Source organism: Paraburkholderia sp. BL6665CI2N2, assembly GCF_004366535.1.
Lineage (GTDB): Bacteria > Pseudomonadota > Gammaproteobacteria > Burkholderiales > Burkholderiaceae > Paraburkholderia.
In genome coordinates, this window is record NZ_SORC01000001.1 from 4773566 (window position 1) to 4796309 (window position 22744).

The 22744-nt window shown below is 63.9% G+C and carries 20 protein-coding genes and 1 tRNA gene; 7 read left to right on the plus strand and 14 right to left on the minus strand.

The features are described from left to right. Positions 1–34 precede the first annotated feature (34 nt). Positions 35–119 (plus strand) — tRNA-Leu (locus B0G81_RS21325). A gap of 150 nt (positions 120–269) precedes the next feature. Here the strand turns inward: B0G81_RS21325 and B0G81_RS21330 are convergent. Next, complete coding sequence (locus B0G81_RS21330; RefSeq protein ID WP_106283389.1) at positions 270–1655, minus strand: amino acid permease; 1386 nt, start codon at positions 1653–1655, stop codon at positions 270–272. A 214-nt stretch (positions 1656–1869) separates the two neighbouring features. Between B0G81_RS21330 and B0G81_RS21335 the strand changes: the two genes are divergently transcribed. Then, a complete protein-coding gene (locus B0G81_RS21335) occupies positions 1870–2838 on the plus strand; it encodes an alpha/beta hydrolase (protein ID WP_134138258.1) in 969 nt (322 codons plus the stop codon). Between the two features lie 63 nt (positions 2839–2901). Here B0G81_RS21335 and poxB read toward each other — a convergent pair whose 3' ends face one another. The 10 genes from poxB to B0G81_RS21385 form a co-directional block, all read right to left on the minus strand. Further along, positions 2902–4626 (minus strand): ubiquinone-dependent pyruvate dehydrogenase, encoded by a 1725-nt coding sequence (gene poxB, locus B0G81_RS21340; protein WP_106283391.1) that lies wholly within the window; start codon positions 4624–4626, stop codon positions 2902–2904. Between the two features lie 136 nt (positions 4627–4762). Further along, positions 4763–5596 carry a M55 family metallopeptidase gene (locus B0G81_RS21345; RefSeq protein ID WP_134138259.1) on the minus strand — a complete coding sequence of 278 codons (834 nt, stop codon included), beginning with the start codon at positions 5594–5596 and terminating at the stop codon, positions 4763–4765. Then, a complete protein-coding gene (locus B0G81_RS21350; RefSeq protein ID WP_134138260.1) occupies positions 5596–6660 on the minus strand; it encodes a P1 family peptidase in 1065 nt (354 codons plus the stop codon). The genes B0G81_RS21345 and B0G81_RS21350 overlap by 1 nt, the downstream gene beginning before the upstream one ends. Beyond that, positions 6657–7562, minus strand: a complete 906-nt coding sequence (gene gsiD / locus B0G81_RS21355) for a glutathione ABC transporter permease GsiD (RefSeq protein ID WP_134138261.1) — start codon at positions 7560–7562, stop codon at positions 6657–6659. The genes B0G81_RS21350 and gsiD overlap by 4 nt, the downstream gene beginning before the upstream one ends. A gap of 7 nt (positions 7563–7569) precedes the next feature. After that, positions 7570–8490, minus strand: coding sequence for a glutathione ABC transporter permease GsiC (gsiC, locus tag B0G81_RS21360; protein WP_012434094.1), 921 nt, complete (start codon positions 8488–8490; stop codon positions 7570–7572). A 124-nt stretch (positions 8491–8614) separates the two neighbouring features. Further along, positions 8615–10177, minus strand: a complete 1563-nt coding sequence (gsiB, locus tag B0G81_RS21365) for a glutathione ABC transporter substrate-binding protein GsiB (RefSeq protein WP_134138262.1) — start codon at positions 10175–10177, stop codon at positions 8615–8617. Between the two features lie 82 nt (positions 10178–10259). Next, positions 10260–12182 carry a dipeptide ABC transporter ATP-binding protein gene (locus B0G81_RS21370; RefSeq protein ID WP_134138263.1) on the minus strand — a complete coding sequence of 641 codons (1923 nt, stop codon included), beginning with the start codon at positions 12180–12182 and terminating at the stop codon, positions 10260–10262. Between the two features lie 61 nt (positions 12183–12243). Next, positions 12244–13236: an isoaspartyl peptidase/L-asparaginase gene (locus B0G81_RS21375; RefSeq protein WP_134138264.1), complete on the minus strand. Its 993-nt coding sequence runs from the start codon at positions 13234–13236 to the stop codon at positions 12244–12246. After that, positions 13233–14216, minus strand: a complete 984-nt coding sequence (locus B0G81_RS21380; protein WP_134138265.1) for a MurR/RpiR family transcriptional regulator — start codon at positions 14214–14216, stop codon at positions 13233–13235. Before B0G81_RS21380 ends, B0G81_RS21375 begins: the two co-directional genes overlap by 4 nt. 169 nt (positions 14217–14385) lie before the next feature. Then, positions 14386–15639 carry an MFS transporter gene (locus B0G81_RS21385; protein WP_134138266.1) on the minus strand — a complete coding sequence of 418 codons (1254 nt, stop codon included), beginning with the start codon at positions 15637–15639 and terminating at the stop codon, positions 14386–14388. A 95-nt stretch (positions 15640–15734) separates the two neighbouring features. Here B0G81_RS21385 and B0G81_RS21390 point away from each other — a divergent pair, with 95 nt between their 5' ends. Both B0G81_RS21390 and B0G81_RS21395 read left to right on the plus strand, forming a co-directional pair. Beyond that, the gene (locus B0G81_RS21390) at positions 15735–16445 is read left to right on the plus strand and encodes a 16S rRNA pseudouridine(516) synthase (protein WP_116119632.1); all 711 of its coding nucleotides are present in this window, start codon (positions 15735–15737) and stop codon (positions 16443–16445) included. Between the two features lie 167 nt (positions 16446–16612). After that, positions 16613–16801, plus strand: a complete 189-nt coding sequence (locus B0G81_RS21395) for a hypothetical protein (RefSeq protein ID WP_106283401.1) — start codon at positions 16613–16615, stop codon at positions 16799–16801. A 144-nt stretch (positions 16802–16945) separates the two neighbouring features. On the opposite strand, the gene B0G81_RS21400 is transcribed toward B0G81_RS21395, so the two are convergent. Then, complete coding sequence (locus tag B0G81_RS21400) at positions 16946–17971, minus strand: NAD-dependent epimerase/dehydratase family protein (protein WP_134138267.1); 1026 nt, start codon at positions 17969–17971, stop codon at positions 16946–16948. A 109-nt stretch (positions 17972–18080) separates the two neighbouring features. Here B0G81_RS21400 and B0G81_RS21405 point away from each other — a divergent pair, with 109 nt between their 5' ends. From B0G81_RS21405 to B0G81_RS21415, 3 genes are all read left to right on the plus strand, one after another. Next, positions 18081–19112, plus strand: a complete 1032-nt coding sequence (locus B0G81_RS21405; protein WP_106283403.1) for a CDP-6-deoxy-delta-3,4-glucoseen reductase — start codon at positions 18081–18083, stop codon at positions 19110–19112. A gap of 360 nt (positions 19113–19472) precedes the next feature. Next, on the plus strand, positions 19473–20657 hold the full coding sequence (locus B0G81_RS21410; protein ID WP_134138268.1) for an acetylornithine transaminase: 1185 nt from the start codon (positions 19473–19475) through the stop codon (positions 20655–20657). Positions 20658–20675: 18 nt separating this feature from the next. Then, positions 20676–21146, plus strand: a complete 471-nt coding sequence (locus B0G81_RS21415) for a GNAT family acetyltransferase (protein WP_134138269.1) — start codon at positions 20676–20678, stop codon at positions 21144–21146. Between the two features lie 95 nt (positions 21147–21241). Here the strand turns inward: B0G81_RS21415 and B0G81_RS21420 are convergent, their stop codons facing one another. Together B0G81_RS21420 and B0G81_RS21425 are read right to left on the minus strand one after the other, a co-directional pair. Continuing rightward, positions 21242–21958: an ABC transporter ATP-binding protein gene (locus B0G81_RS21420; protein ID WP_012434106.1), complete on the minus strand. Its 717-nt coding sequence runs from the start codon at positions 21956–21958 to the stop codon at positions 21242–21244. Beyond that, the gene (locus B0G81_RS21425) at positions 21958–22731 is read right to left on the minus strand and encodes an ABC transporter ATP-binding protein (protein WP_095418433.1); all 774 of its coding nucleotides are present in this window, start codon (positions 22729–22731) and stop codon (positions 21958–21960) included. Before B0G81_RS21425 ends, B0G81_RS21420 begins: the two co-directional genes overlap by 1 nt. Between the last annotated feature and the right edge of the window lie 13 nt (positions 22732–22744).

Genomic DNA, 22744 nt, shown 5'->3' on the forward strand with positions numbered 1-22744 from the left:
CGCGCCAGCTTCTGACGCGTGCGCTGCAAGACCTGCCCAGGTGGTGAAATTGGTAGACGCAGGGGACTCAAAATCCCCCGCCGCAAGGCGTGCCGGTTCGATTCCGGCCCTGGGCACCAAAGAATTCGAAAGACCGCTGTTTCAGTATTTCCTCGAACCCCGCCAGCACATGCTGCTCGCGGGGTTTGTCGTTTCTGGCCGGTCTGAAAACCTCAAGGAATTCAAACGGCGTGAGCGCGAACGTCGCCCCTCACGCCATTCGAGACACCTTACCGCCCCACTACCCGCGCCCCACCCTGCACAGCCGCGCGCCGGCGCTTGAACACATATCCGGCCCACATCACCACCAGCCACGCCGGCACCAGCCACACGGACACCGACAAGCCCGGCGTCATCGCCAGAATCACGAGGATCAGCGCCATGAACGCGAGGCAGATCCAGTTGCTGACCGGGAACCAGAACGACTTGAACACGAGTGTCTCGCCGGCAGCAACCATTGCCTTGCGCGACTTGAGATGCGTCAGGCTGATCAGCGCCCAGTTCAGCACGAGCGCGGCGACCACCAGCGCCATCAGCAGGCCGAGCGCTTCGGCGGGAATCAGATAGTTGACGATCACGCACGTGAACGTGGCGAGCGCCGACAACCCGATCGCCATATACGGCACGCCGCGCCGGTCGACCTTCATCAGCGCGCGCGGCGCATTGCCCTGCTCCGCGAGGCCGTACAGCATGCGGCTATTCGCATACACGCCGCTGTTGTACACCGACAGCGCGGCAGTCAACACCACCACGTTGAGGACGTTCGCGGTCAGCGTCGAACCGATCTGCGAGAAGATCATCACGAACGGACTGCCGCCCGCCGCTACTTCATTCCACGGATACAACGACAGCAATATCGCCAGCGAGCAGATGTAGAAAATCAGGATCCGATAGATCACCTGATTCACGGCCTTCGGAATGCTCTTCTGCGGCTGGTCGGCTTCCGCCGCCGTAATGCCGATCAGCTCCAGCCCGCCGAATGAAAACATGATGACCGCGAGCATCATGAACAGGCCATGAAAGCCGTGCGGGAAAAAGCCGCCGTGAGCCCAAAGGTTGGTGATCGAGGCTTGCGGACCACCATGGCCGCTGATCAGCAGATAGCCGCCGAACACGATCATGCCGATCACCGCCACGACCTTGATGATCGCGAACCAGAACTCGGTTTCACCGTAGGCTTTGACGTTGGCGAGATTGATCGCGTTGATCAAAGCGAAACACACCAGCGCCGACACCCACGTCGGCACGCCCGGCCACCAGTAGTGAACGTAAGTGCCGACGGCGGTCAGCTCGGCCATGCTGACGAGCACATAAAGCACCCAGTAGTTCCAGCCGGACAGAAAGCCGGGAAAGTCGCCCCAATACTTGTACGCGAAGTGGCTGAACGAACCCGCCACCGGCTCCTGCGCCACCATTTCGCCCAATTGCCGCATGATCATGAAGGCGATGATGCCGCCGATCGCGTAGCCGAGAATCATCGACGGTCCGGCTGCCTGCAATACGCTGGCGGAGCCGAGAAACAGGCCGGTGCCGATCGCACCGCCCAGCGCGATGAGCTGGATGTGGCGATTCTTGAGCCCGCGCTTCAGGCCGTCTTGCTGCTGTGCACTATTCAACGTTGCGCCCCAGTGTATGGATATCGATCGCCCGGACGGACTTATGGCCCGGCCTGGCAGAACCTGAAATTTTACCGTGGCCGATATTAGCTAAATACTGGGAGCGACCCGGGTTTGGTTCTGCGCCGCACTTAACGGCGAGGATAGTGATTGTCACTGGCGCAGGGCTTCTGTATGTTGCCCTAGTCGAGCTGTCAGCCTCTGGAGATTCAACATGTTGCCCAAACATTTGCTTTGCGCCGCTGCTTTGTGTCTCTGCTTCACAGGGGTCGCCGCGCTCGCCCAGACCACCGTGCCCAACGCGGCGCCGGCACCCGCCGCGCCCACCATGGCACCGGGCATGGCGCCTGCGGCCGAGCCGGTCGACGAACCGCCCACGGAGGCAAGCGCGCCCGAAGCGCCGGCGCCCATAGCGCCTGACATGGCACCCGCCGCACCATCCTCCAAAGTTGGCGCCACACCGCCTCCCGCCGCGCCCATGACCGGCCCGGTCCGCAACGTCGTGCTGGTACATGGCGCGTTCGTCGACGGCTCGAGCTGGAACGGCGTGGTCGCGAAATTGCAGCAGAAGGGCTATCACGTGAGTTCGGTGCAAAATCCGCTCACCTCCCTCGCCGACGATGTCGCCGCGACGCGTCGCGTCCTCGCGCGTCAGAATGGCCCGACCATTCTGGTGGGACATTCGTGGGGCGGCGTCGTAATCACCGAAGCAGGTGCGAACGCGCCGAACGTCGCGGGTCTCGTCTATGTCGCGGCCATTGCGCCGGATCTGCACGAGTCGGCCATGGATCTGTTGAAGCGCGCCGCACCGGCGCCGGCGGGCGAGGGCATCATGAAGGATTCGAGCGGCTTCCTCTGGCTCGATCGCACGAAATATCACGCCGACTTCGCCGCGGACGTTCCCGAGAATCTGACGCGCGTGCTGGCCACCGCACAGGTGCCGATCGCCGCGAGCGCCTTCAATGAGACAGTCAGCCAGGTCGCCTGGAAGGAAAAACCGTCGTGGTACGTGCTCACGACGCGGGACCGGGCCGTGTCGCCGGAAGTGGAAAAATTCATGGCCGACCGGATGGGCGCCAAGATCGTGCCGATGGCGTCGAGCCACCTGGCACCGGTGTCGCACGCGGGCGCGATCGCCGACGTGATCGATCGCGCGGCGCGTGAATTGAGCCGGCAGCAGTAGTCCGGTTCAGGCGTATGCGCGAAGGCGATCGCGCATACGCCAGTCAAAACAACCCACTCCAACTCAGCGCAGATTCGTCGTCGCCAGCTCGACGACCTCATCCCCGCGACCGTTCAGCACCGCCTTCAGCATATACAGGCTGAAGCCCTTGGCCTGCGCCCACTGGATCTTCGGCGGCATGGCGAGTTCGTGCTTCGCCGTCACCACGTCGATCACCGCCGGACCCGGATGCGCGAACGCCTCGCGCAATGCCGGTTCGATGTTCTCCGACAGTTCGATTCGGACACCGTATATTCCCGCGCCGCGCGCAATCGCCGCGAAGTCGGTGGTGGCCAGATCGGTGCCGGCCTCCAGATAACCGCCTGCTTTCATCTCCATCGCGACGAAGCCGAGCACGCTGTTGTTGAACACCACGACCTTGATCGGCAAATCCAGCTGACGTGCAGTGAGCAGATCGCCGAGCAGCATCGACAGGCCGCCGTCGCCCGACAGCGAGATCACCTGGCGGCCCGGGTTCGCGGCCTGCGCGCCCAGGGCTTGCGGCATCGCGTTCGCCATCGAGCCGTGATTGAACGAACCGTGCAGCGAGCGCTTGCCGTTCATGGTCAGATAGCGCGCGGCCCAGAGCGTCGGCGTGCCGACGTCGGCGGAGAACACCGCGTCCTCGTTGGCGACCTTGTCGACGATGCTGGTGAGATATTGCGGATGAATCGCGCGCCCCGGGGCGGATGGCCGCGCGAGGTCGTCGAGATCCTTGCGCGTGTCCGCATAGTGCTTGCGCGCGTTCTCCAGGAAACGCCGGTCGCTCTTGTGCTTGAGCCGCGGCATCAGCGCCTGCAAGGTCGCCTTCACGTCGCCGACCAGACCGAGCTTCAACGGCGCTCGCTTGCCGAGCGCGGAACCGCGCCGGTCGATCTGCACCACGTTGCCATGCGACGGGTAGAAGTTGCGATACGGGAAATCGGTGCCGAGCATCACGAGCGTGTCGCACGACATCATCGCGTGGTAGCCGGAGCTGAAGCCGATCAGCCCGGTCATGCCGACATCGAAGGGGTTGTCCCACTCCACGTATTGCTTGCCGCGCAGCGCATGCACGGTCGGTGCGCCGAGCTGGTCGGCGAAGGCGACCACTTCGTCGTGCGCGCCGGCGCAGCCGCTGCCGCACAGCAGCGTCACGCCGCCCGCCTGGTTGAGCAGATCGGCAAGCCGGTCGAGATCCGCGTCGGACGGCACCACGGTGGAACGCTCCAGCGTGCCGGCCCATGCCGGCGTTTCCTCGGGTGCGTCGCCCAGCGCGACATCGCCCGGCAGCACGATCACGGCAACGCCGCGCTCCTCGATCGCGGTGCGCATGGCGCGCGCCAGCACGCGCGGGAACTGCGACGGGTTCGTCACCAGTTCGACGTAGTGGCTGCACTCCTTGAACAGCTCTTGCGGATGGGTTTCCTGAAAGTAGCCGAGGCCGATTTCCGACGATGGAATATGCGCGGCAATCGCGAGCACAGGCTGATGATTGCGATGACAGTCGTACAGGCCGTTGATGAGGTGCAGATTGCCCGGACCGCAACTGCCCGCGCAGACCGCGAGCTTGCCGGTCGCGGCGGCATCGGCGCCGGCGGCGAAGGCGGCCACTTCTTCATGGCGCGTGTGCATCCAGCGAATCGAACCAAGGCGTTGCAAGCTATCCGACAGGCCGTTCAGGCTGTCGCCCGTCACGCCCCAGATTCGCTCGACGTCCGCCGCCGCCAGTGTTTTGGCCAGATAATCCGCGATAGTCTGCTTACCCATGCTGTACTCCGCTCAGTGAGAAAGATGCTGCCTCCGGAATGCACGAGAGTAACGCTTCCTCACGAAACGTGCCGCCACCGTGCCGCTGTAAGCGCGGTGAAATGATCGCGTTTGAGAACGGCCCGTTACCGCGCGCTCAGCGCAACATGAACGACATCGCCGACAGGCAATTCAGCATACGCACCACATGTTCCGCCGAAGCCGCGCTGAAGCGCAGCGTGACCGCATCCACGCGCATAACCGTCGGCCATTGGCAGAACAGATCGGCGAGCGCGCTGGTTTGCACGCGCAGTTCGCATGCCACAGGCTTCGCTTCGCTGCGGGTGGATTCGCGCCCATGCCCCTTCGCGAGATGCTGCTGAACCACTTCGCGCGCGGCGGTTTCGATTGCGGCACGAGCGCTCGCCGGCGATTGCGTCACGCCGCTCGCATGTCCCGTCGCGCTCTTGGTGACGACAAAACGCGCGCCTGGAAAACGCGGCGCGGTTTCTTCGGCGAAGACGTCATCGCCGGATAAAAGCGCGACCTGTGCGCCATATTCTTCCGCCAGCGCGCCATACACGCCCGCTTCGCCGACCTCGACGCCGTTCAGCGAAACGCGTGCGAAAGCAAAACTGTTGATGGTGTGCGCGAGGATGCCGCGCGTTTGCGACATGGCGTGATAGCCGATCATGAAGACGAGCGCCGCGCCGTATTCGAGCCCGGCCATCATGCCCAACGTGCGCGGTTTGCCGAGCACCACCTGGGCGCGCGCGTCGAGCAGGTCGGGCAGCAGATTGCGAAAGCCGCCGTGCGAATCGTTGACCCACACTTGCGTCGCGCCACCGGCGAAGGCGCCTTCGATGGCGGCGTTGGCTTCAAGCGTCATCCAGCGGCGCGCGGCTTCGTATTCGCCGTTGCCCGCGCGCGTCTGTTCAGGATGAAACACGCCGGCAATGCCTTCGATGTCGGTGGAAATGAGGACTTTCATCAGCGGGTGCGTTCGAATAGTTGGGCAAGATCGGGCACTGAGTCACGCAGCGATAGACGCTGGTGAGCGTCGCGCCCGGTTACGGATACGGCACTCCACAAGGCGTCGAGAATCGCCTGCTCGACGCTGTCAGCGCACGCGCGAAAGAGCGGGTCGAGACGTTCGTCGGCGAGGAGCGGTGGGAGCGTGATGAAGTCGGCGCCGTGCGGCACGGTATAGGCCGTTGAAAACGCCAGCGCGATATCGCCGCTGCCGTGGCCGTAGACCGAACCGGTGCGTGCGAGCCCCGCCGCTGCGCGCAATGAAAGACGCTTGAGCTGGCGCGCGTCGAGCGGCGCGTCGGTGGCGACGATCATGATGATCGAGCCTTGTTCGGGCTTCGTTGACTCCTTGTTCGCACGCTCGGCGAGCACACGGCCGAGCGGCGTGCCGTCGATGGTCAACATGGGCAGCCGGCCGAAGTTCGCCAGCACCAGAGCGCCGACGGTATAGCTGCGCCCCGCTGCGTTCACCACGCGTGACGCGTTGCCAATGCCGCCCTTCAGATCGAAGCACGACATGCCCCGGCCGGCACCGACCGATCCGCTCGCTACACCCGCACTGGCCGCAGCATAAGCATCATCGAAATGCTGCTCGGTGACGGCCAACGCCTGGATATCGTTCAGATACCCGTCATTGCATTCGAACACCAGGGGATTGACCGTCGACCACTCGCGCCCAATCTGCGGATTCGCGCGAATGGCCGCACGAATCTGCGCCTGCGCGACAGCGGCGACGCCGAACGTGTTGGTCAACGCAATCGGCGTTTCCAGCGTGCCGAGTTCTTCGACCTGCACGAGCCCGATGCTTTTGCCGAACCCGTTGATCACCGACGCCGCCGCCGGCACCTTGTCGAGAAACGGATCGCCGTCATGCGGACGAATTACGGTCACGCCGGTTTGCACGGCACCTTGGTCGAGCGTGCAATGTCCGACAGTCACGCCCTGCACATCGGCAATCGTGCCGAGCGGACCGCTTGGCAATCCGCCGATATGCGGCGCACCACGAAGCGCAGTCGAATTCATGGCCGGTCGAGCTTCGGATCGAGCGCATCGCGCAAACCGTCGCCGAGCAGATTGAACGCCAGCACGGTCAGGAAAATCGCGAGACTGGGGAACAGCGCGATATGCGGCGCCGTAACCATGTCGGCGCGCGCTTCATTGAGCATCGCGCCCCACTCCGGCGTCGGCGGTTGCGCGCCGAGGCCGAGGAACGACAGACTCGCCGCGGTGATGATCGAGGTGCCGATACGCATCGTGAAGTACACGACCACCGAGGAAATCGTCCCTGGCAGAATGTGCCGCACGATGATCGTCCAATCCGACGCGCCGATGCTGCGCGCCGCTTCGATATACGTGAGCTGTTTGAGCATCAGCGTATTGCCGCGCACGAGCCGCGCGAACGCCGGAATGCTGAAGATTGCGACCGCGCAGATCACGTTGATCATGCCGTTGCCGAGAATCGCCACCACGCCGATCGCCAGCAGAATGCCGGGAAAGGCGAACAGCACGTCGGCCACGCGCATGGTGATGCGATCCCACCAGCCTTCGTAGTAGCCGGCGAGCAAGCCGAAGAACGTGCCGATCACCGCGCCGATCGCAACGGACAGAAAGCCCGCTTCGAGCGAGATGCGTGAGCCCGCGAGAATACGGCTGAAAATATCGCGCCCCAGCGAATCCACGCCGAACCAGTGCGCCGCGGAGGGCCCCGCGTTCAACGCGTCGTAGTCGAAAAAATTCTCCGGATCGTACGGCACGATATGCGGCGCGACGATCGCGACCGCAATCAATAGCAGCACGAAGATGCCGGCGCCGAGCGCCACGTGCTGCTTACGGAATTTGCGCCAGAACTCGCTCCATGGCGTGCGGATGGCGGCTTGTGCTTTCGCGGTGCTGGCCGCAGTCGGCTCGGTGGCGGTCGTGCTCATGCGGGCCTCACTTGAAACGGATGGTCGGATTGATCACGGCGTACAGCACGTCCACGACCAGATTGATGATGATGAATTCCAGCGAGAACAACAGCACTTCGGCCTGAATCACCGGATAGTCGCGCATCGACACCGCGTCCACCAGCAGGCGCCCGAGGCCCGGCCAGTTGAACACCACTTCGACCACGATCGAGCCGCCCAGCAGGAAGCCGAATTGCAAACCCATCATCGTGATGACGGGAATCATCGCGTTACGCAGGCAGTGTTTGACGATCACGAGACGCTCGGGCACGCCCTTGGCGCGCGCGGTGCGTACGAAGTCTTCGTTCATCACTTCGACGAACGACGCGCGCGTGAAGCGCGCCATCACTGCCGCGACGGCCGCGCCGAGCGTGAGCGACGGCAGCACGTAGCTCTGCCACGAACCATCACCGACAATCGGCAGCCAGCCGAGCTTCACCGAAAAGATCTCCATCAGCAGCATGCCGAGCGCGAATGCGGGAAACGATATACCCGACACCGCGAGCGTCATGCCGAGCCGGTCCGGCCAGCGGTTGCGCCACACCGCCGAAACGATGCCGATGCCCATGCCCAGCACGACCGCCCACACCATGCTGGCGAGCGTGAGCAGCAGCGTCGGCATGAAACGCTCGCCGATTTCCTGGCTGACCGGGCGCTTGCTGCGCGTCGAAATGCCGAAGTCGCCGTGCGCGATCTTCACGAAGAAGCTGGCAAACTGCTGCGGCATCGGCTTGTTCAGGCCGAGGTCGGCGCGCACCAGCGCGACCGTCGCCTCGTCCGCGTCGGGACCGGCGGCAAGCCGCGCCGGATCGCCCGGCAGCATATGCACGAACAGGAACACCAGCACGGCGACGATGAAAAGCGTCGGCAGCAGGCCAAAGAGACGTTTGACGAGGAAATTCAGCATGACATCCAATCCGGCAATGATGCGGGCAACGAAAGATCTTGTGCGGCGCGTAGTGAAGCAAAGCAGCCAGCGTGCAGCGCGGGCGCGCTGATGAAACGACACGCCCGCGCTCACGGTCAACTCATCACTTGATCGCGATCTCGTCGAAATTGAACGAGCCGTCCGGCGCGACATAAGCACCCGACAGACGCTTGCTGCGCGCATACACCACCTTCTCCTTGACGAGGAAGATCCACGGCGCGTCGGCCCAGATGCGTTTTTGCGCGTCGGTATAGAGTTCGGCTTTCTTCGCGCGGTCGGTGGTTTCGAGCGCCTGCTTCAGATCGCTGTCGACGGTGTCGTTCTTGTAGTACGCCGTGTTGACCATCTTCGGCGGAAACGAGACCGACGCCAGCAGCGGCGTGATCGCCCAATCCGCTTCACCCGTCGACGACGACCAGCCCGCGTAGTACATGCGCACCGGCGCCGTCGCGGCGTCCTGCGCGCTTTCCACCTTGGCGACGCGTTGGCCTGCTTCGAGCGCTTCGACCTGCGCCTTGATGCCCACTTGCGCGAGTTGCTGCTGCACGAACTGGATCACCTTCTGCGCGGTCGAGTAGTTATACGCGGACCACAGTGTGGTTTCGAAACCGTTCGGATAGCCCGCTTCCTTCAGCAACGCGCGCGCCTTGGCCGGATCGTACGGCCACGGGCCCTGCTTCACCGCGTAGTCGACGCCTTGCGGCACCACGCCGTCGGCCGGCGTCGCGTAACCGGCGAACACGACCTTGGTGAGCGCGTCCTTGTTGACCGCATAGTTCAGCGCTTCACGCACCTTCGGATTATCGAACGGCTTCTGGTTCACGTTCAGGCTGATATAGCGCTGGATGATCGACGGCGACGCGATCAGATCGACCTTCGGGCTCGACTGCAATTGCGCGGCCTGTTCGAACGGCACCTGGAAGGCGAAATCCGCTTCGCCGGTGCGCATCAACGCGGCGCGCGTGTTGTTGTCGACCACCGGCTTCCAGTCGATCGCGTCGACCTTGGGGTAGCCCTTCTTCCAGTAGCCGGCAAACTTCTTCACCGTCAGATCGCCCGCCGGATCCCACTTCACCAGTTCGAACGGACCCGTGCCGACCGGATGAAATGCGATGTCCTTGCCGTACTTCTTCAGCGCGTCCGGCGAAATCATCACCGCCGAAGGATGCGCCAGCACGTTGATGAACGCCGAGAACGGCGCCTTCAGCGTGATCTTCACCGTGTACGGATCGACCACTTCGGTCTTCTCGATGCGGTTGAACATGTTGTAGCGCTTGAGCTTGTTCGCCGGATCCGTCACACGGTCGAAGTTCGCTTTCACCGCGGCAGCGTTGAAGTCGGTGCCGTCCTGGAACTTCACGCCGTGGCGCAGCTTGAACGTGTAGACCTTCGCGTCCGGACTGGCTTCGTAGCTGTCGGCCAGCACGTTGACCAGCTTCATGTCCTTGTCGAAGCCGAACAGCCCCTGATAAAACGACTTGGCGACAGCTTGCGAGAGCGTGTCGTTGGCATCGTACGGATCGAGCGTCGTGAAGGTCGAGGCGACGGCCATTACTGCCGTCGTGTCGGCGTGCGCCGCATTGCCCGCGAGCATCGCGAACACCACTGCGCCGCCGCTAATCAGCGCGCGCAAACGAAACGGAGAAGACGGGACCAGCAGGTTCATGAGGTTGGCTCCAGGCTGCGAAATGAAACAGGTTGTGATGCTGCGAGAACAAGCGTGTGGCTAGAGGTTCTAGTACGGGGTTTTAGTACGCGCCGCCGACGTGATGCTGGGCGACGAAATGATCCGGTCCGACCGCGACGAGCGGCGCTACGATCGGTTCATCGTTGAGCGCGCGAATCGGGCTCGGAATCTCATCGGCGGCGAGCATGCGTTTGGCGTGACGGCGCGCCGGATCGGCGACCGGCACCGCGCCCATCAGCTTGCGCGTGTACGGATGCTGCGGCGCTTCGAACACCGCGCGCCGCGGGCCGATCTCGACGATCTGGCCGAGATACATCACCGCGACGCGATGACTGACGCGCTCGACCACGGCCATGTCGTGTGAAATGAACAGATACGCGACGCCGAGTTCACGCTGTAAATCGAGCATCAGGTTGACGATCTGCGCTTGCACGGAGACATCGAGTGCGGACACGGATTCGTCGGCGATCACGACTTTGGGGTTCAACGCCAACGCGCGCGCAATCGCTATGCGTTGCCGCTGACCACCGGAGAATTCGTGCGGATAGCGCCGCGCGGCTTCGGGCGGCAAGCCCACTTTGTCGAGCAGCCACGCCACGCGCGCCTGTGCTTCGGCGCCTTGCGCCACGCCGTGCACGAGCAGCGGCTCCATGATCGAGAAGCCGACCGTCAAACGCGGGTTCAGCGACGCGAACGGGTCCTGGAAAATAAACTGGATATCGCGGCGCAGCGCCTGCAACGCGGGGCCCGTCAGCGAACTGATTTCGCGGCCGTTGAATTCGATCGACCCGCTTTGACTTTCGACGAGGCGCAGCAGCGAGCGGCCGGTTGTCGATTTGCCGCAACCCGATTCACCGACCAGCGCGAGCGTTTCGCCGGGCCGCAAATCGAAGCTGACTTTTTCCACCGCATGCACGCGACCCGTCACGCGGCCGAACACTCCGCTCTTGACCGGAAAGCGCGTGACCAGATCGCGGACTCGCAGAATCGGCGGCGTGGTTTCCTGCACCAGCGGCTGCGTTTCTTCGGCGACTGCAGCTGCGGGACGCACGGCTTGATCCGTGCCGCTCAGGCTCGCCTGCTCGACGGTCAGGATCGGAAACTTGGCCGGCTGATTCGTGCCTTGCATCGCGCCGAGACGCGGCACCGCGGCGAGCAACGCCTTCGTATAAGGATGCGACGGCGCGGCGAACAACGCGTCGGACGCGCCCTCTTCCACCTTCTCGCCGCGATACATCACCAGCACGCGATCGGCCACTTCGGCGACCACGCCCATGTCGTGCGTGATGAAGATCACGCCCATGTTCATCTCGTCCTGCAAGCCGCGGATCAATTGCAGGATCTGCGCCTGGATCGTCACGTCGAGCGCGGTGGTCGGTTCGTCGGCGATCAGCAGCGCCGGCTTGCACGACAGCGCCATCGCGATCATCACGCGTTGGCGCATGCCGCCCGACAGTTGATGCGGAAAGCGCGCCGCCACGCGCCGCGCTTCCGGAATGCGCACGAGTTCGAGCAGGCGCAGCGTTTCAGCGTGCGCGGCGGAGCGACTCTTGCCCTGATGCAACGCGATCGCCTCGCTGATCTGATCGCCCACCGTGAAGACCGGATTGAGCGAGGTCATCGGCTCCTGGAAAATCATCGCGATGTCGGCGCCGCGAATCGAACGCATCGTGCCGGACGACGCTTTCGCGAGGTCGAGCACGCTGCCGTCGCGGCGCCGAAAAGCGATGCTGCCGCCGGCAAGGCGCCCACCGCCATGCTCGATCAGCCGCATCAACGCGAGCGAGGTTACTGATTTGCCCGAACCCGATTCGCCGACGATCGCCAGCGTCTCGCCGCGCTCGACCGTCAGCGACAAATTGCGCACCGCGTTGAAGGTGGTGTCGCCGCTACGGAAGGCGACCGATAGATCGTCGACCGCCAGCACGCGTTGCGGCGGCAAGGTTTCGATAAGCGGACGGGCGGTGTGCGATGAAGTCGGCACGGTAGATCCTTTGAGTTCGAACGCGGCTAACGGGGGTGCATGCTGTGAGCGGGCAGACTGACTAGCGGTAAATCGCCGTCACCGGCGCTTCGCCGAGCCGCGCGAAACCGCGATACATGCCTTCAGTGTTGAACGGCAGCGTGACGTTGCCGCGCGCATCGACGGCGATCAGGCCGCCGCGTCCGTCGATCTTCGGCAGACGGTTCATCACCACGTCGTCGGCCGCTTCCTGCAACGACACGTTGCGGTAGGCCATTTGCGCGGCGACGTCGTAGGCCGCGACCATGCGCATGAACATTTCGCCGGAGCCGGTGGTCGAGACCGCGCAGGTGGCGTCGTCCGCGTAGCAGCCCGCGCCGATCAGCGGCGTGTCGCCGACCCGGCCGACCTGCTTGTTGGTGACGCCGCCCGTCGACGTCGCCGCCGCCACATGACCGTGCTGATCGAGCGCAACCGCGCCGACCGTGCCGAACTTGCGGTTCGGATCGATCGGTTCGTGCGGCGTGGGATTGTCGTCATTCGGAGACGAAGTGGCGGCCAGTGTCGCGCCATCGTGATCTAGCATGGCGCGTTGCTGACCGCGTGCGATCAGCCATTGACGATGACGCGCCTCAGTATGGAAATACGCCGGCTCGACGAATTCGAGTCCTTGCGCGGCGGCGAACGCTTCCGCGCCTTCGCCGGTAAACAGCACGTGCTCGCTGTGTTCGAGCACGCGGCGCGCCGCCAGAATCGGATTGCGCACGCGCTTTACGCAGCAGATCGCGCCGGCTTCGAGCGTGCTGCCGTCCATGATCGCCGCGTCGAGTTCATGCGTGCCGGCCGCCGTATAAACCGCGCCGTGGCCCGCGTTGAAAAGCGGGCAATCTTCGAGCAGACGCACGGCCTCGCTGACGGCATCGAGCGCGCTGCCGCCGTCGGCGAGCACGCGCTGGCCGGCGCTCAGCACCGCGTGCAAGGCGGCGTGATATTCGGCTTCGGCGCTGGCTGACATCGACGTGCGCAGGATCGTCCCTGCTCCGCCATGAATGGCAATGACTGCGTTGGAGTTCATCGTTTGGCTTTGGTAGTGCGAGGAGTACGGGGAGTGCGGGTGGCTCGGACCGCGCCTCGCGCGGGTCGCGCGTTCGTGCCGGTAGCCTCGGTTTGCGGATCGACGAGCCACGGCAACAGGAATTCGCTGACCTCTGCGGCCGCCTTCACCGAGCGCTTGGCGCGATACGCCACCGCGTCGCACAGCGCTTCGATCACGGCGAGCACGGCCGAATCGGCATTCGCCGCGAGCCGCCGATCCGCGCAGACATAGAGCGAGATGTCGGCGAATTGCGCGAGCGGCGAACGCGGACTGTCGGTGAGCGCGAGCACGCGAGCGCCACGGCCCGCCGCGCGATGCGCAAGCTCGATCGTGTCTTCGACGTAACGCGGGAAAGCGATGCCGATGACGAGATCGCCCTCGTTCGAAGCAAACAGACGCCGCGCGGCGTGCGACGGTCCGCCCATCAGCGCGAGTGACTGGACGTTGTCGTGATACGGCATCAAGCCGTGTTCCATCAGACCCGCGAGAAACGCACTGGCGCCGAAGCCGAGCACGAAAACGCGGCGCGCGGCGATGATCGCTTCGACGGCAGCTTCGGCGGCCGCGCCGTCGATTGCCGTGCGGGTGGCTTGCAGATTTGTGACGGCCTGTTCGAGCGAGGCGTCGACCACATCGTCGCCGGCTGCGAGCGACTCCTGCGCACTGCGCAAGCGCTCGACCGGTGCGAGCGTCGCCTCGAAGCCGCGCACCAGCGCCTCACGGAATTGCGGATAGCCGTCGAAACCGAGCGCGCGGGCGAAGCGATTCGCCGTCGCCACCGAGGCGCCGACCACGCTGGCCAGTTCGTCGATGCGCATGGTCGCCGCGCGAAACAGATTGGCCAGCACGTAGTCGCCCATGCGCCGATGGATCGGCGTGAGGGTCGGCATGGCCGCGGCGATGCGCGCGGCGATGGCCTGCTCGGCGGAATCGGATGCAACGAATGGTTGACGGATCATGCGAACGAGGCGGCCTGGCGCTTGGCGTAATGAAAATGAATGAAAGTATATTTACATGGAAATCTCGCAGAAAAAAATTCATTTTCATTTTTGAGGGTTTTCACCGACGCGCTGCGAACAAAAGACGCATTTCAAGCGCGCACCGACGCGGCCGCGTGAAAATCCATTTTCAGCACGCCGCTGCGCTTTGCTCCGGAATGCGAGCCAGCCGCGCCGCCGGCGACATGACGATGATCAACGCCTGCACGAGGAAGGCCACCGCCGCCGCGACGAGACACGCGTCCATACCCCAGCGCGCGCTGATCGCGGCACCGAGCAATGCGCCGAGCGGCCGCGCGCCGTAGGTGGCGGTGCTGTTGAGCGCGGAGACGCGGCCCATCATCCGTTCGGGTGTGATCGCCTGGCGCAGCGTGGTCGAGCCGACCACCCACAGAATCGGTCCGGCGCCGAGCAGGAAGAAGCTCAGCAATGCCAACCAGAACGACGGCGCAACGAGCGTTGTCACCATCACGAGCGACGCGAGCAATCCGCACGACGGCCCGATGATCAGCACGCGGCCGAATGCGAGACGTCGCGCGATGGCGGGCGCGGCCAGCGCGCCGCACACCATGCCGACACCGTAGGCGCCGAGCGTCACGCCGACCGCCGACGCGCTCAGGCCCAGCCGATGCACCGCATACGGCACATACACCGCTTGCAGCACGAAGAAGCCTAGGTTGAAGAACACCGCGGTCGCGAGCATGGGACGCAGCAACGCATCGCGCAGCACGAAACGCGTACCGTCGCGCAGTTCCAGCATGAAGTGACGTGGCGGCAGTGCACGGCGCGGCGGTTCGCGCAAGCCCGCCAGCAACGCGACAGCCAGCGCCGAGAGCGCGGCCGCGCAGCCATACGCCCAACCCGCGCCGATCCAGCCGACCAGCAGGCCGCCGAGCGCCGGCCCCGCGGAATAGGCCACGCTGCGCGCCAGTTCCAGCCGGCCGTTCGCGCTGGCATATGCTTCGCGCGGCACGAGTGCTGGCACCAGCGAAGGCGCCGCGACGTTGTAGGCCACCGTGCCGGTCGCGGCGATGAAGCCGAGCGCGGCGAGAAGCGGCAAGCTCAACGCATGGCTCATGACGAGCAGCAGCACGCACAGCATGGCGATCACGCGCACGCTTTCAGCGAGCGTCATCAACGTACGGCGCGAGCGGCGGTCAGCCCAGACGCCGAGCGGGATCGACAGCAACAGGAACGGCAGCGTCTGCGCGGTTTGCAGCAGACCCGTGTCGCGCGCGTCGGCACCGAGTGCGAAGACCGCGACAAGTGGCGCGGCGGCGAGGCTGATCTGTTCGGCGGATTGTGCGACCAGGTTCGACCACGCGAGCCGTTGAAAAGCGGCCGGCAGTGGGTGTATGGATGAAGCGGCGGATGTGGCGTGCATCGATGAACTCCGGCGACGGGACATTGGAGCGTTCATCGTCGTCCGACTCGCGGCACCGGGCGCTCCGCTTCTTGCGGTGTTATTCTTCGCTCGCCATGAATCTCGAAAGCATTCTCTTCACTCAGGGTTTCGGCTCGCGCCGCCAATGCCGCGCGCTGATCGCCGACGCGCGCGTGAGCATCGGCGGCGCTGTTTGCACCGACGCCGACGCCGACTTCCCCATCGGCGACACTACCTTCTCCTTCAGCGTGGACGGCGTCGTCTGGCCGTATCGCGAGCACGCCTATCTGCTGCTGAACAAGCCGGCGGGCTATGAGTGTTCGCGTGATCCGCAGCATCATCTGAGCGTGTTCAGCCTGTTGCCGCCGCAGTTCGCCGAGCGCGGCGTGCAATGCGTGGGCCGGCTCGATCAGGACACCACCGGCCTGCTGCTCCTCTCCGACGACGGCAAGTTCGTGCACCTCTTCACGTCGCCGAAACGCAAAGTGCCGAAGGTGTATGTCGCGACCACGCGTCATCCGATCGACGACGCGCAATTGAGCGCGTTACGCGACGGCGTGCTGCTGCACGGCGAGCCCAAACCAATCGCCGCAGTCGACGCAGCGGCGCGCGGCGCTCACACGCTCGCGCTCACCGTAATGGAAGGCAAGTATCACCAGGTCAAGCGGATGATCGCCGCCGCCGGCAACCGATGCGAAGCGCTGCATCGCGAGCGGATCGGCGGACTTGCCTTGCCCGCAACGCTTGCGCCGGGCGCGTGGCAATGGCTCGACGAAACCGACCTCGGATCTTTACGGAGCGGGTAAACCGGTAGCGCCCCTTTAAACTCTTGATGCCGCAGGAAAACGCGTGAGCGGCTGCCCACATAACGCGCGCAGCGCCTGTGTGTGCGCTGCGTCGCAGCATGATCTTCCTTACACCTCGCTCTATACTCGTTTAAACAAAGACTACAAAGAGTTCAAGGAGGGGCGCCATGGTCATCCACGATGGTTTGCAGATTTCGTCCGTGATGATTGCTTTCGTGTGCGTCGGACTGGTCCTGATCGGCGGATTGCTGGTCATGATGCGGCTGCGGCATAAATATCATCCGAACCTGATCGGCGCATTGATCGGCGCGATGCTGTGTTTCCTGTTGCTGGAAGCATTGCCCGCGCTGACGTAGGTCGCGCGAGGCCGCGCCGCGCTGATACGGCGAAGCGCGGCGCGGGCGGGATTTTCCGGGCGATGCCTGGAGAGGTGGCTTTTTGCCACGCTTTTTCGTGGCTTTCTGGGGTTCGTGGGGCGGCTTGCAACAACGCGGTTCACGCTACCCTTTCACGCCTTCACGCAGAAAATCTTCCACGCTCGGATACCGCAGACGCACGCGCAATTCCTCTTTGAGACGCCGGTTTATCAACCGCCTCGATTCACGCATGAACGACAGCAAGGTCGGCTCGACCTGCGACTCCGCTTCGGCTCGCGTGATGCGCGGCGCGCGCGCGAGGCCGAACGCGTCGGCGACCTCGTCGAAGTACTCGCCCATTTTCAGCGACGTGTCGTCGGATGCGTGCACCACGCGCCCCGGCCGCCCGTGGGTGAGGAGGCGCACGAGGATCGCGGCCAGATCGTCGGCGTGAATATGATTGGTGTAGACGTCGTCGGCATCGATCAGGGCCGGCGTGCGCTTTTCGAGCCGCGCGAACGGCAGGCGGTTGCCCGCATAAATGCCCGGAATCCGCGCGATGCTCGCCGCGACGCTGCCGCGCGCGTTCGCGCGCCGCAATTGCCGCTCGGCCGAGACGCGCCGCCTGGCGCGCGGGTTGGCGGCCTTCGTCGCGTGGGTTTCGTCGATCCACGCGCCGCCGCAGTCGCCATAGACGCCCGTCGTGCTCGCGTACACAAGGCGCACGGGTGCACGCGAACCGGCGGTCCGGCGCACCCCGTCGGGTACAATATTGGCTGTTCCAGATTCCGCCCACGAGGCACGAAGTTGGCGCAACCGCCCTACCGGCGAGACTTTAGGCGCCACGGCGGCCCGCGCTGAAGCGCGGCGCGTGCTTAAAGTAGCGAGCAACGCACGGGTACGGCGGTCGTCGTCGCCAGTTTTCTGCGGCGGGGCGAGATGCAGCACCGTCGGTGCGAGGCCCGCCACCCGTTTCAAGCTGCCGCGTACGTCGAGATCGCCGACCAGCGGCGTGACGCCCGCGGCGCGCAATTCGGCGCACCGCCCGGCGTGGCTGGTCAGCGCGAAGACATGCGCGCGTGGCCGTAGCAAGGGCACGCAGCGCATGCCGACATCGCCGCAACCTACGATTAACACGCGCGGCCGGCGGAAGTTTCGTGTCGCTTTCATGGTGGACGCATTGTAGCCGTCAAGCGCGGCACGTACCGCGCGCTTGACACGCCGGGTCCGATCACGCGGGTCCGATAACGATTACCGACTTTTCGATTTCGAACACTTTATGGCATTTAACGTCACGCTCCGGCAAAGCGGCCGGCAGTTTCAGGTAGAACAGGACGAACCGGTGCTCAGCGCCGCCTTGCGTCAGGGCATCGGCCTGCCATACGGCTGCAAGAACGGCGCTTGCGGTTCGTGCAAGGGCACCGTGATCAGTGGAGAAATCGAGCAGCGTCCGCATTCGTCGTCGGCTTTGTCGAACGACGAAAAGACGCGCGGCATGGCGCTCTTTTGCTGCGCGACCGCTTGCACCGATCTCGAGGTGGACATCCGCGAAGTGGCGGGCGTCGGCGACGTGCAGGTCAAGAAGCTGCCCTGCCGCGTGAACGCGATCGAGCGCAAGGCCGACGACGTCGTCGTGCTGAAGCTGCAACTGCCCGCCAATGAGCGTCTGCAGTATCTCGCCGGTCAGTACCTCGAATTCATTCTGAAAGACGGCAAGCGCCGCAGCTATTCGATGGCGAATGCGCCCCACGCGGAAGGCCCGATCGAATTGCACATTCGTCACATGCCCGGCGGCGCTTTCACCGATCACGTGTTCAACACCATGAAGGAGCGCGACATCCTGCGCTTCGAAGCGCCGCTCGGCACGTTCTTCCTGCGCGAAGATTCGGACAAGCCGATCGTGCTGCTTGCGTCGGGCACGGGCTTCGCGCCGCTAAAGGCGATCGTCGAGCACGCGGTGTTCAAGAACCTGAACCGGCCGATGACGCTCTACTGGGGCGCACGTCGCAAGAAGGATCTGTATCTGCTCGAACTGGCCGAACAATGGGCGCGCGAGATTCCGAACTTCAAGTTCGTGCCGGTGCTCTCGGAACCGGACGCGAGCGATGCATGGACGGGCCGCGTCGGTTTCGTGCATCGCGCGGTGATCGAAGATCTGCCGGATCTGTCGGCATATCAGGTGTATGCGTGCGGCGCGCCGGTGATGGTCGAGTCGGCGCAGCGCGATTTCACGCAGCATCACGCTCTGCCGGAAGACGAGTTTTACGCGGATTCGTTCACGAGCGCAGCGGATCTGGCGAACGCGGTTTGATGTGAGCGGCGGCGTGATCGAGCAATCGGTCAGGCCGCGCCTGAACAACGTGTCGGCATGATGGCTGACGCACAAAAATCCGTTTCGACGCCGTCCGACGCAAATTCACGGTTTACACCAGCGCTTTCCTTGTCGTATTCTTTCGCGCATGAACCGCATCCCATCCGAACTTCGACGTCGCCGCTCGCCGCTCCCCTAGGGACGCCGCTGGCTTCGTCACGGATTCGCGCTGCACCAGGGCGCGAGCTGTTCGAATCATGAAAGCCACGGCATGCCGTGGCTTTTCTGTTTTTCGGCCGCTGGTTCGTAGTTGGCCAATCTTCATCTACCTTTGACCCCTGCTGTCTGGAGCCTGCCGTCATGAATTTCAATGAATATCCGATCGAGTCGCTGATGTACATCACGAACCGGCCCGAAATCGTTTTCACGCACGGCAAAGGCTCGTGGCTCTACGACAACAACGGCAAGCGATATCTGGACTTCATCCAGGGTTGGGCGGTCAACAGCCTCGGCCATTGCAATGACGGCATGATCGAAGCGCTGAACAAGCAGGCGCAATTGCTGATCAACCCATCGCCGGCTTTCTACAACCAGCCGATGGCGCAACTCGCCGGCCTGCTCACGCAACATAGCTGCTTCGACAAAGTGTTCTTCGCGAACAGCGGCGCCGAAGCCAACGAAGGCGCGATCAAGCTCGCCCGCAAGTGGGGCAAGAAATTCAAGGACGGCGCGTTCGAGATCATCACGTTCGATCACAGCTTCCACGGCCGCACGCTCGCCACCATGTCGGCGAGCGGCAAGCCGGGCTGGGACACGATCTACGCTCCGCAAGTGCCGGGCTTTCCGAAGGCGGACCTGAACGACATCGCGTCGGTGGAAAAACTGATCAACGCGAAAACCGTCGCCGTGATGCTCGAACCGATTCAGGGCGAAGGCGGCGTGATTCCCGCCACCCGCGAGTTCATGCAGCAACTGCGCGAGTTGACGAAGAAACACAACCTGTTGCTGATCGTCGATGAAGTCCAAAGCGGCTGCGGCCGTGCCGGCACGCTGTTCGCGTACGAACTGTCGGGCATCGAGCCGGACATCATGACGCTCGGCAAGGGCATCGGCGGCGGCGTGCCGCTCGCGGCACTGCTCTCGAAGGCGGAGGTCGCCATATTCGAAGCGGGCGACCAGGGCGGCACCTACAACGGCAATCCGCTGATGACCGCAGTCGGCTACTCGGTGATTTCGCAACTCACGGCGCCGGGCTTCCTCGAAGGCGTGCGGGCGCGCGGCGAGTATCTGTGCGCGAAGCTGCTGGAGCTGTCGGAAGAGCGAGGCTTCAAGGGCGAACGTGGTGAAGGGCTGCTGCGCGCGCTGCTGCTCGGCAAGGACATCGGCAACCAGATCGTCGAAAAGGCGCGCGACATGCAGCCCGACGGCCTGTTGCTGAACGCGGCGCGTCCGACCCTGCTGCGCTTCATGCCGGCGCTGAACGTGACGAATGAAGAAATCGACCAGATGATGGCGATGTTGCGTTCGATTCTCGACACGCTGTAACCGAACAGGACCGCGCCTATGACGACGAGCGCAACGCTATCGATCCGCCGCTTCGAAGCGAGCGACACCGATGCCGTGGTCGCACTGTGGCAGCAAGCCTTCCCCGAGTACCGGGACGCCACGAGGCCGCAGCGCAATCCGCATCTGTCGATCGCCAACAAGCTGGCGACGCAGCCGGAACTGTTCTTTGTCGCGGTGCTCGGCGAGCGCATCGTCGGCACGGTGATGGGCGGCTATGACGGCCACCGCGGCTGGCTGTATTCGCTCGCGGTGGATGAGTCGCTGCGTCGTCACGGGATCGGCACGCGGCTCGTCACCCATGTCGAAAACGCGTTGACGGAGCGAGGCTGTCCGAAGCTGAATCTGCAGGTGTTGTCCGCGAAAGCCGACGTCCGCGCGTTTTATGAGGCGCTCGGTTATCGCGCCGATGCAGTGATCAGCCTCGGCAAGCGTCTGGGTGAATTTGCGGACGCGGTGCCTGCCGCCTGATTCGAGCCACGCCAAATAGACAAAGGCCGCATGCGCTTTCGCGCATGCGGCCTTTTTCGTAGGCAGAGCAAACTAAACGGGCTTATTCACCCAACTCATTCACCCAAATACGCCGCCCGCACCTTCGGATCATCCAGCATCTGCTTCGCGTCACCCGACATCGTGACCAGACCCGAGTCCATCACGTAGCCGCGATTCGCCGCCTGCAGCGCGAGACGCGCGTTCTGTTCGACCAGCAGCACTGTCATGCCTTCAGCCGAGATCGCCCGCACCACTTCGAAGATCTTCTCGACCATGATCGGCGACAGACCCATCGACGGCTCGTCCAGCAGCAACAGCTTCGGACGCGAGATGATCGCGCGCGCCATCGCCAGCATTTGCTGTTCGCCGCCCGAAAGCGTGCCGGCGTACTGCGCCGCACGTTCTTTCAGACGCGGGAAGAAGCCGAACATGCGATCCACGTCCGCCTTGATGCCGTCCGTATCCGTACGCAGATAAGCGCCCATCTGCATGTTCTCGACGATCGACATGCGCGCGAAGATGCCGCGCCCTTCCGGCACCATCGCGAGACCCTTCTTGAGCAGCAGATGCGGCGGCACGCCCTTGATCGACTCGCCCATGTACTCGATGTCGCCGATCGTGTACGGCTTGAGACCGGTGATCGCCTTCATCGTTGTGGTCTTGCCCGCGCCGTTCGCGCCGATCAGCGTGACCAGCTCGCCCTGCGCGACCTCGAGGTCGATCCCCTTGACTGCCTGGATGCCGCCGTAATTGACCTGCAGGCCCTTGATTTTCAACATTGCTGTAGCCATTAGTGGACCCCCGCACCCAGATAAGCTTCGATCACCTTCGGATCCTTCTGCACGTCCTGCGGCAGACCTTGCGCAATCACCTTGCCGTAGTCGAGCACCGTCATCTGGTTGCACAGACCCATCACGAGCTTCACATCGTGCTCGATCAGCAGAATCGTCTTGCCGTCCGCGCGGATCTTGTCGAGCAGCTTGGTCAGCTCGACCTTTTCCGTCGCGTTCATGCCGGCGGCCGGTTCGTCCAGCGCGAGCAGCTTCGGATCGGTTGCCAGCGCGCGCGCGATTTCCAGTCGACGCTGATGGCCGTACGACAGGTTGCGCGACGTGTAGTCCGCGTACTGCGCAATGCCCACGTACTCCAGCAATTCGATCGCGCGTTCCTTGATCTCGCGCTCCTCCTTGCGCTCGGCCGGCGTCTGGAACACCGCGCCCAGCAGGCCGTGCTTGGTGCGCACGTGGCGCCCGACCATCACGTTTTCCAGCGCGGTCATGCCGCCGAACAGACGGATGTTCTGGAACGTGCGCGCGATGCCGGCTTTCGCCACCTGATACACCGCGGTCGGCGTGTAGTTCTCGCCGTCGAGCTTGAACTCGCCCGAATCCGGCGTGTACAGGCCCGTGATCACGTTGAAGAAGGTCGTCTTGCCGGCGCCGTTCGGGCCGATCAGACCGTAAATCTGGCCGGACTTGATTTCAAGCCCGACGTCGGACAGCGCCTGCAAACCGCCGAAGCGTTTGTTGACCCCTTTCACCGACAGTCGAATGTTATCGCTCATGTTTTTTCTCCGG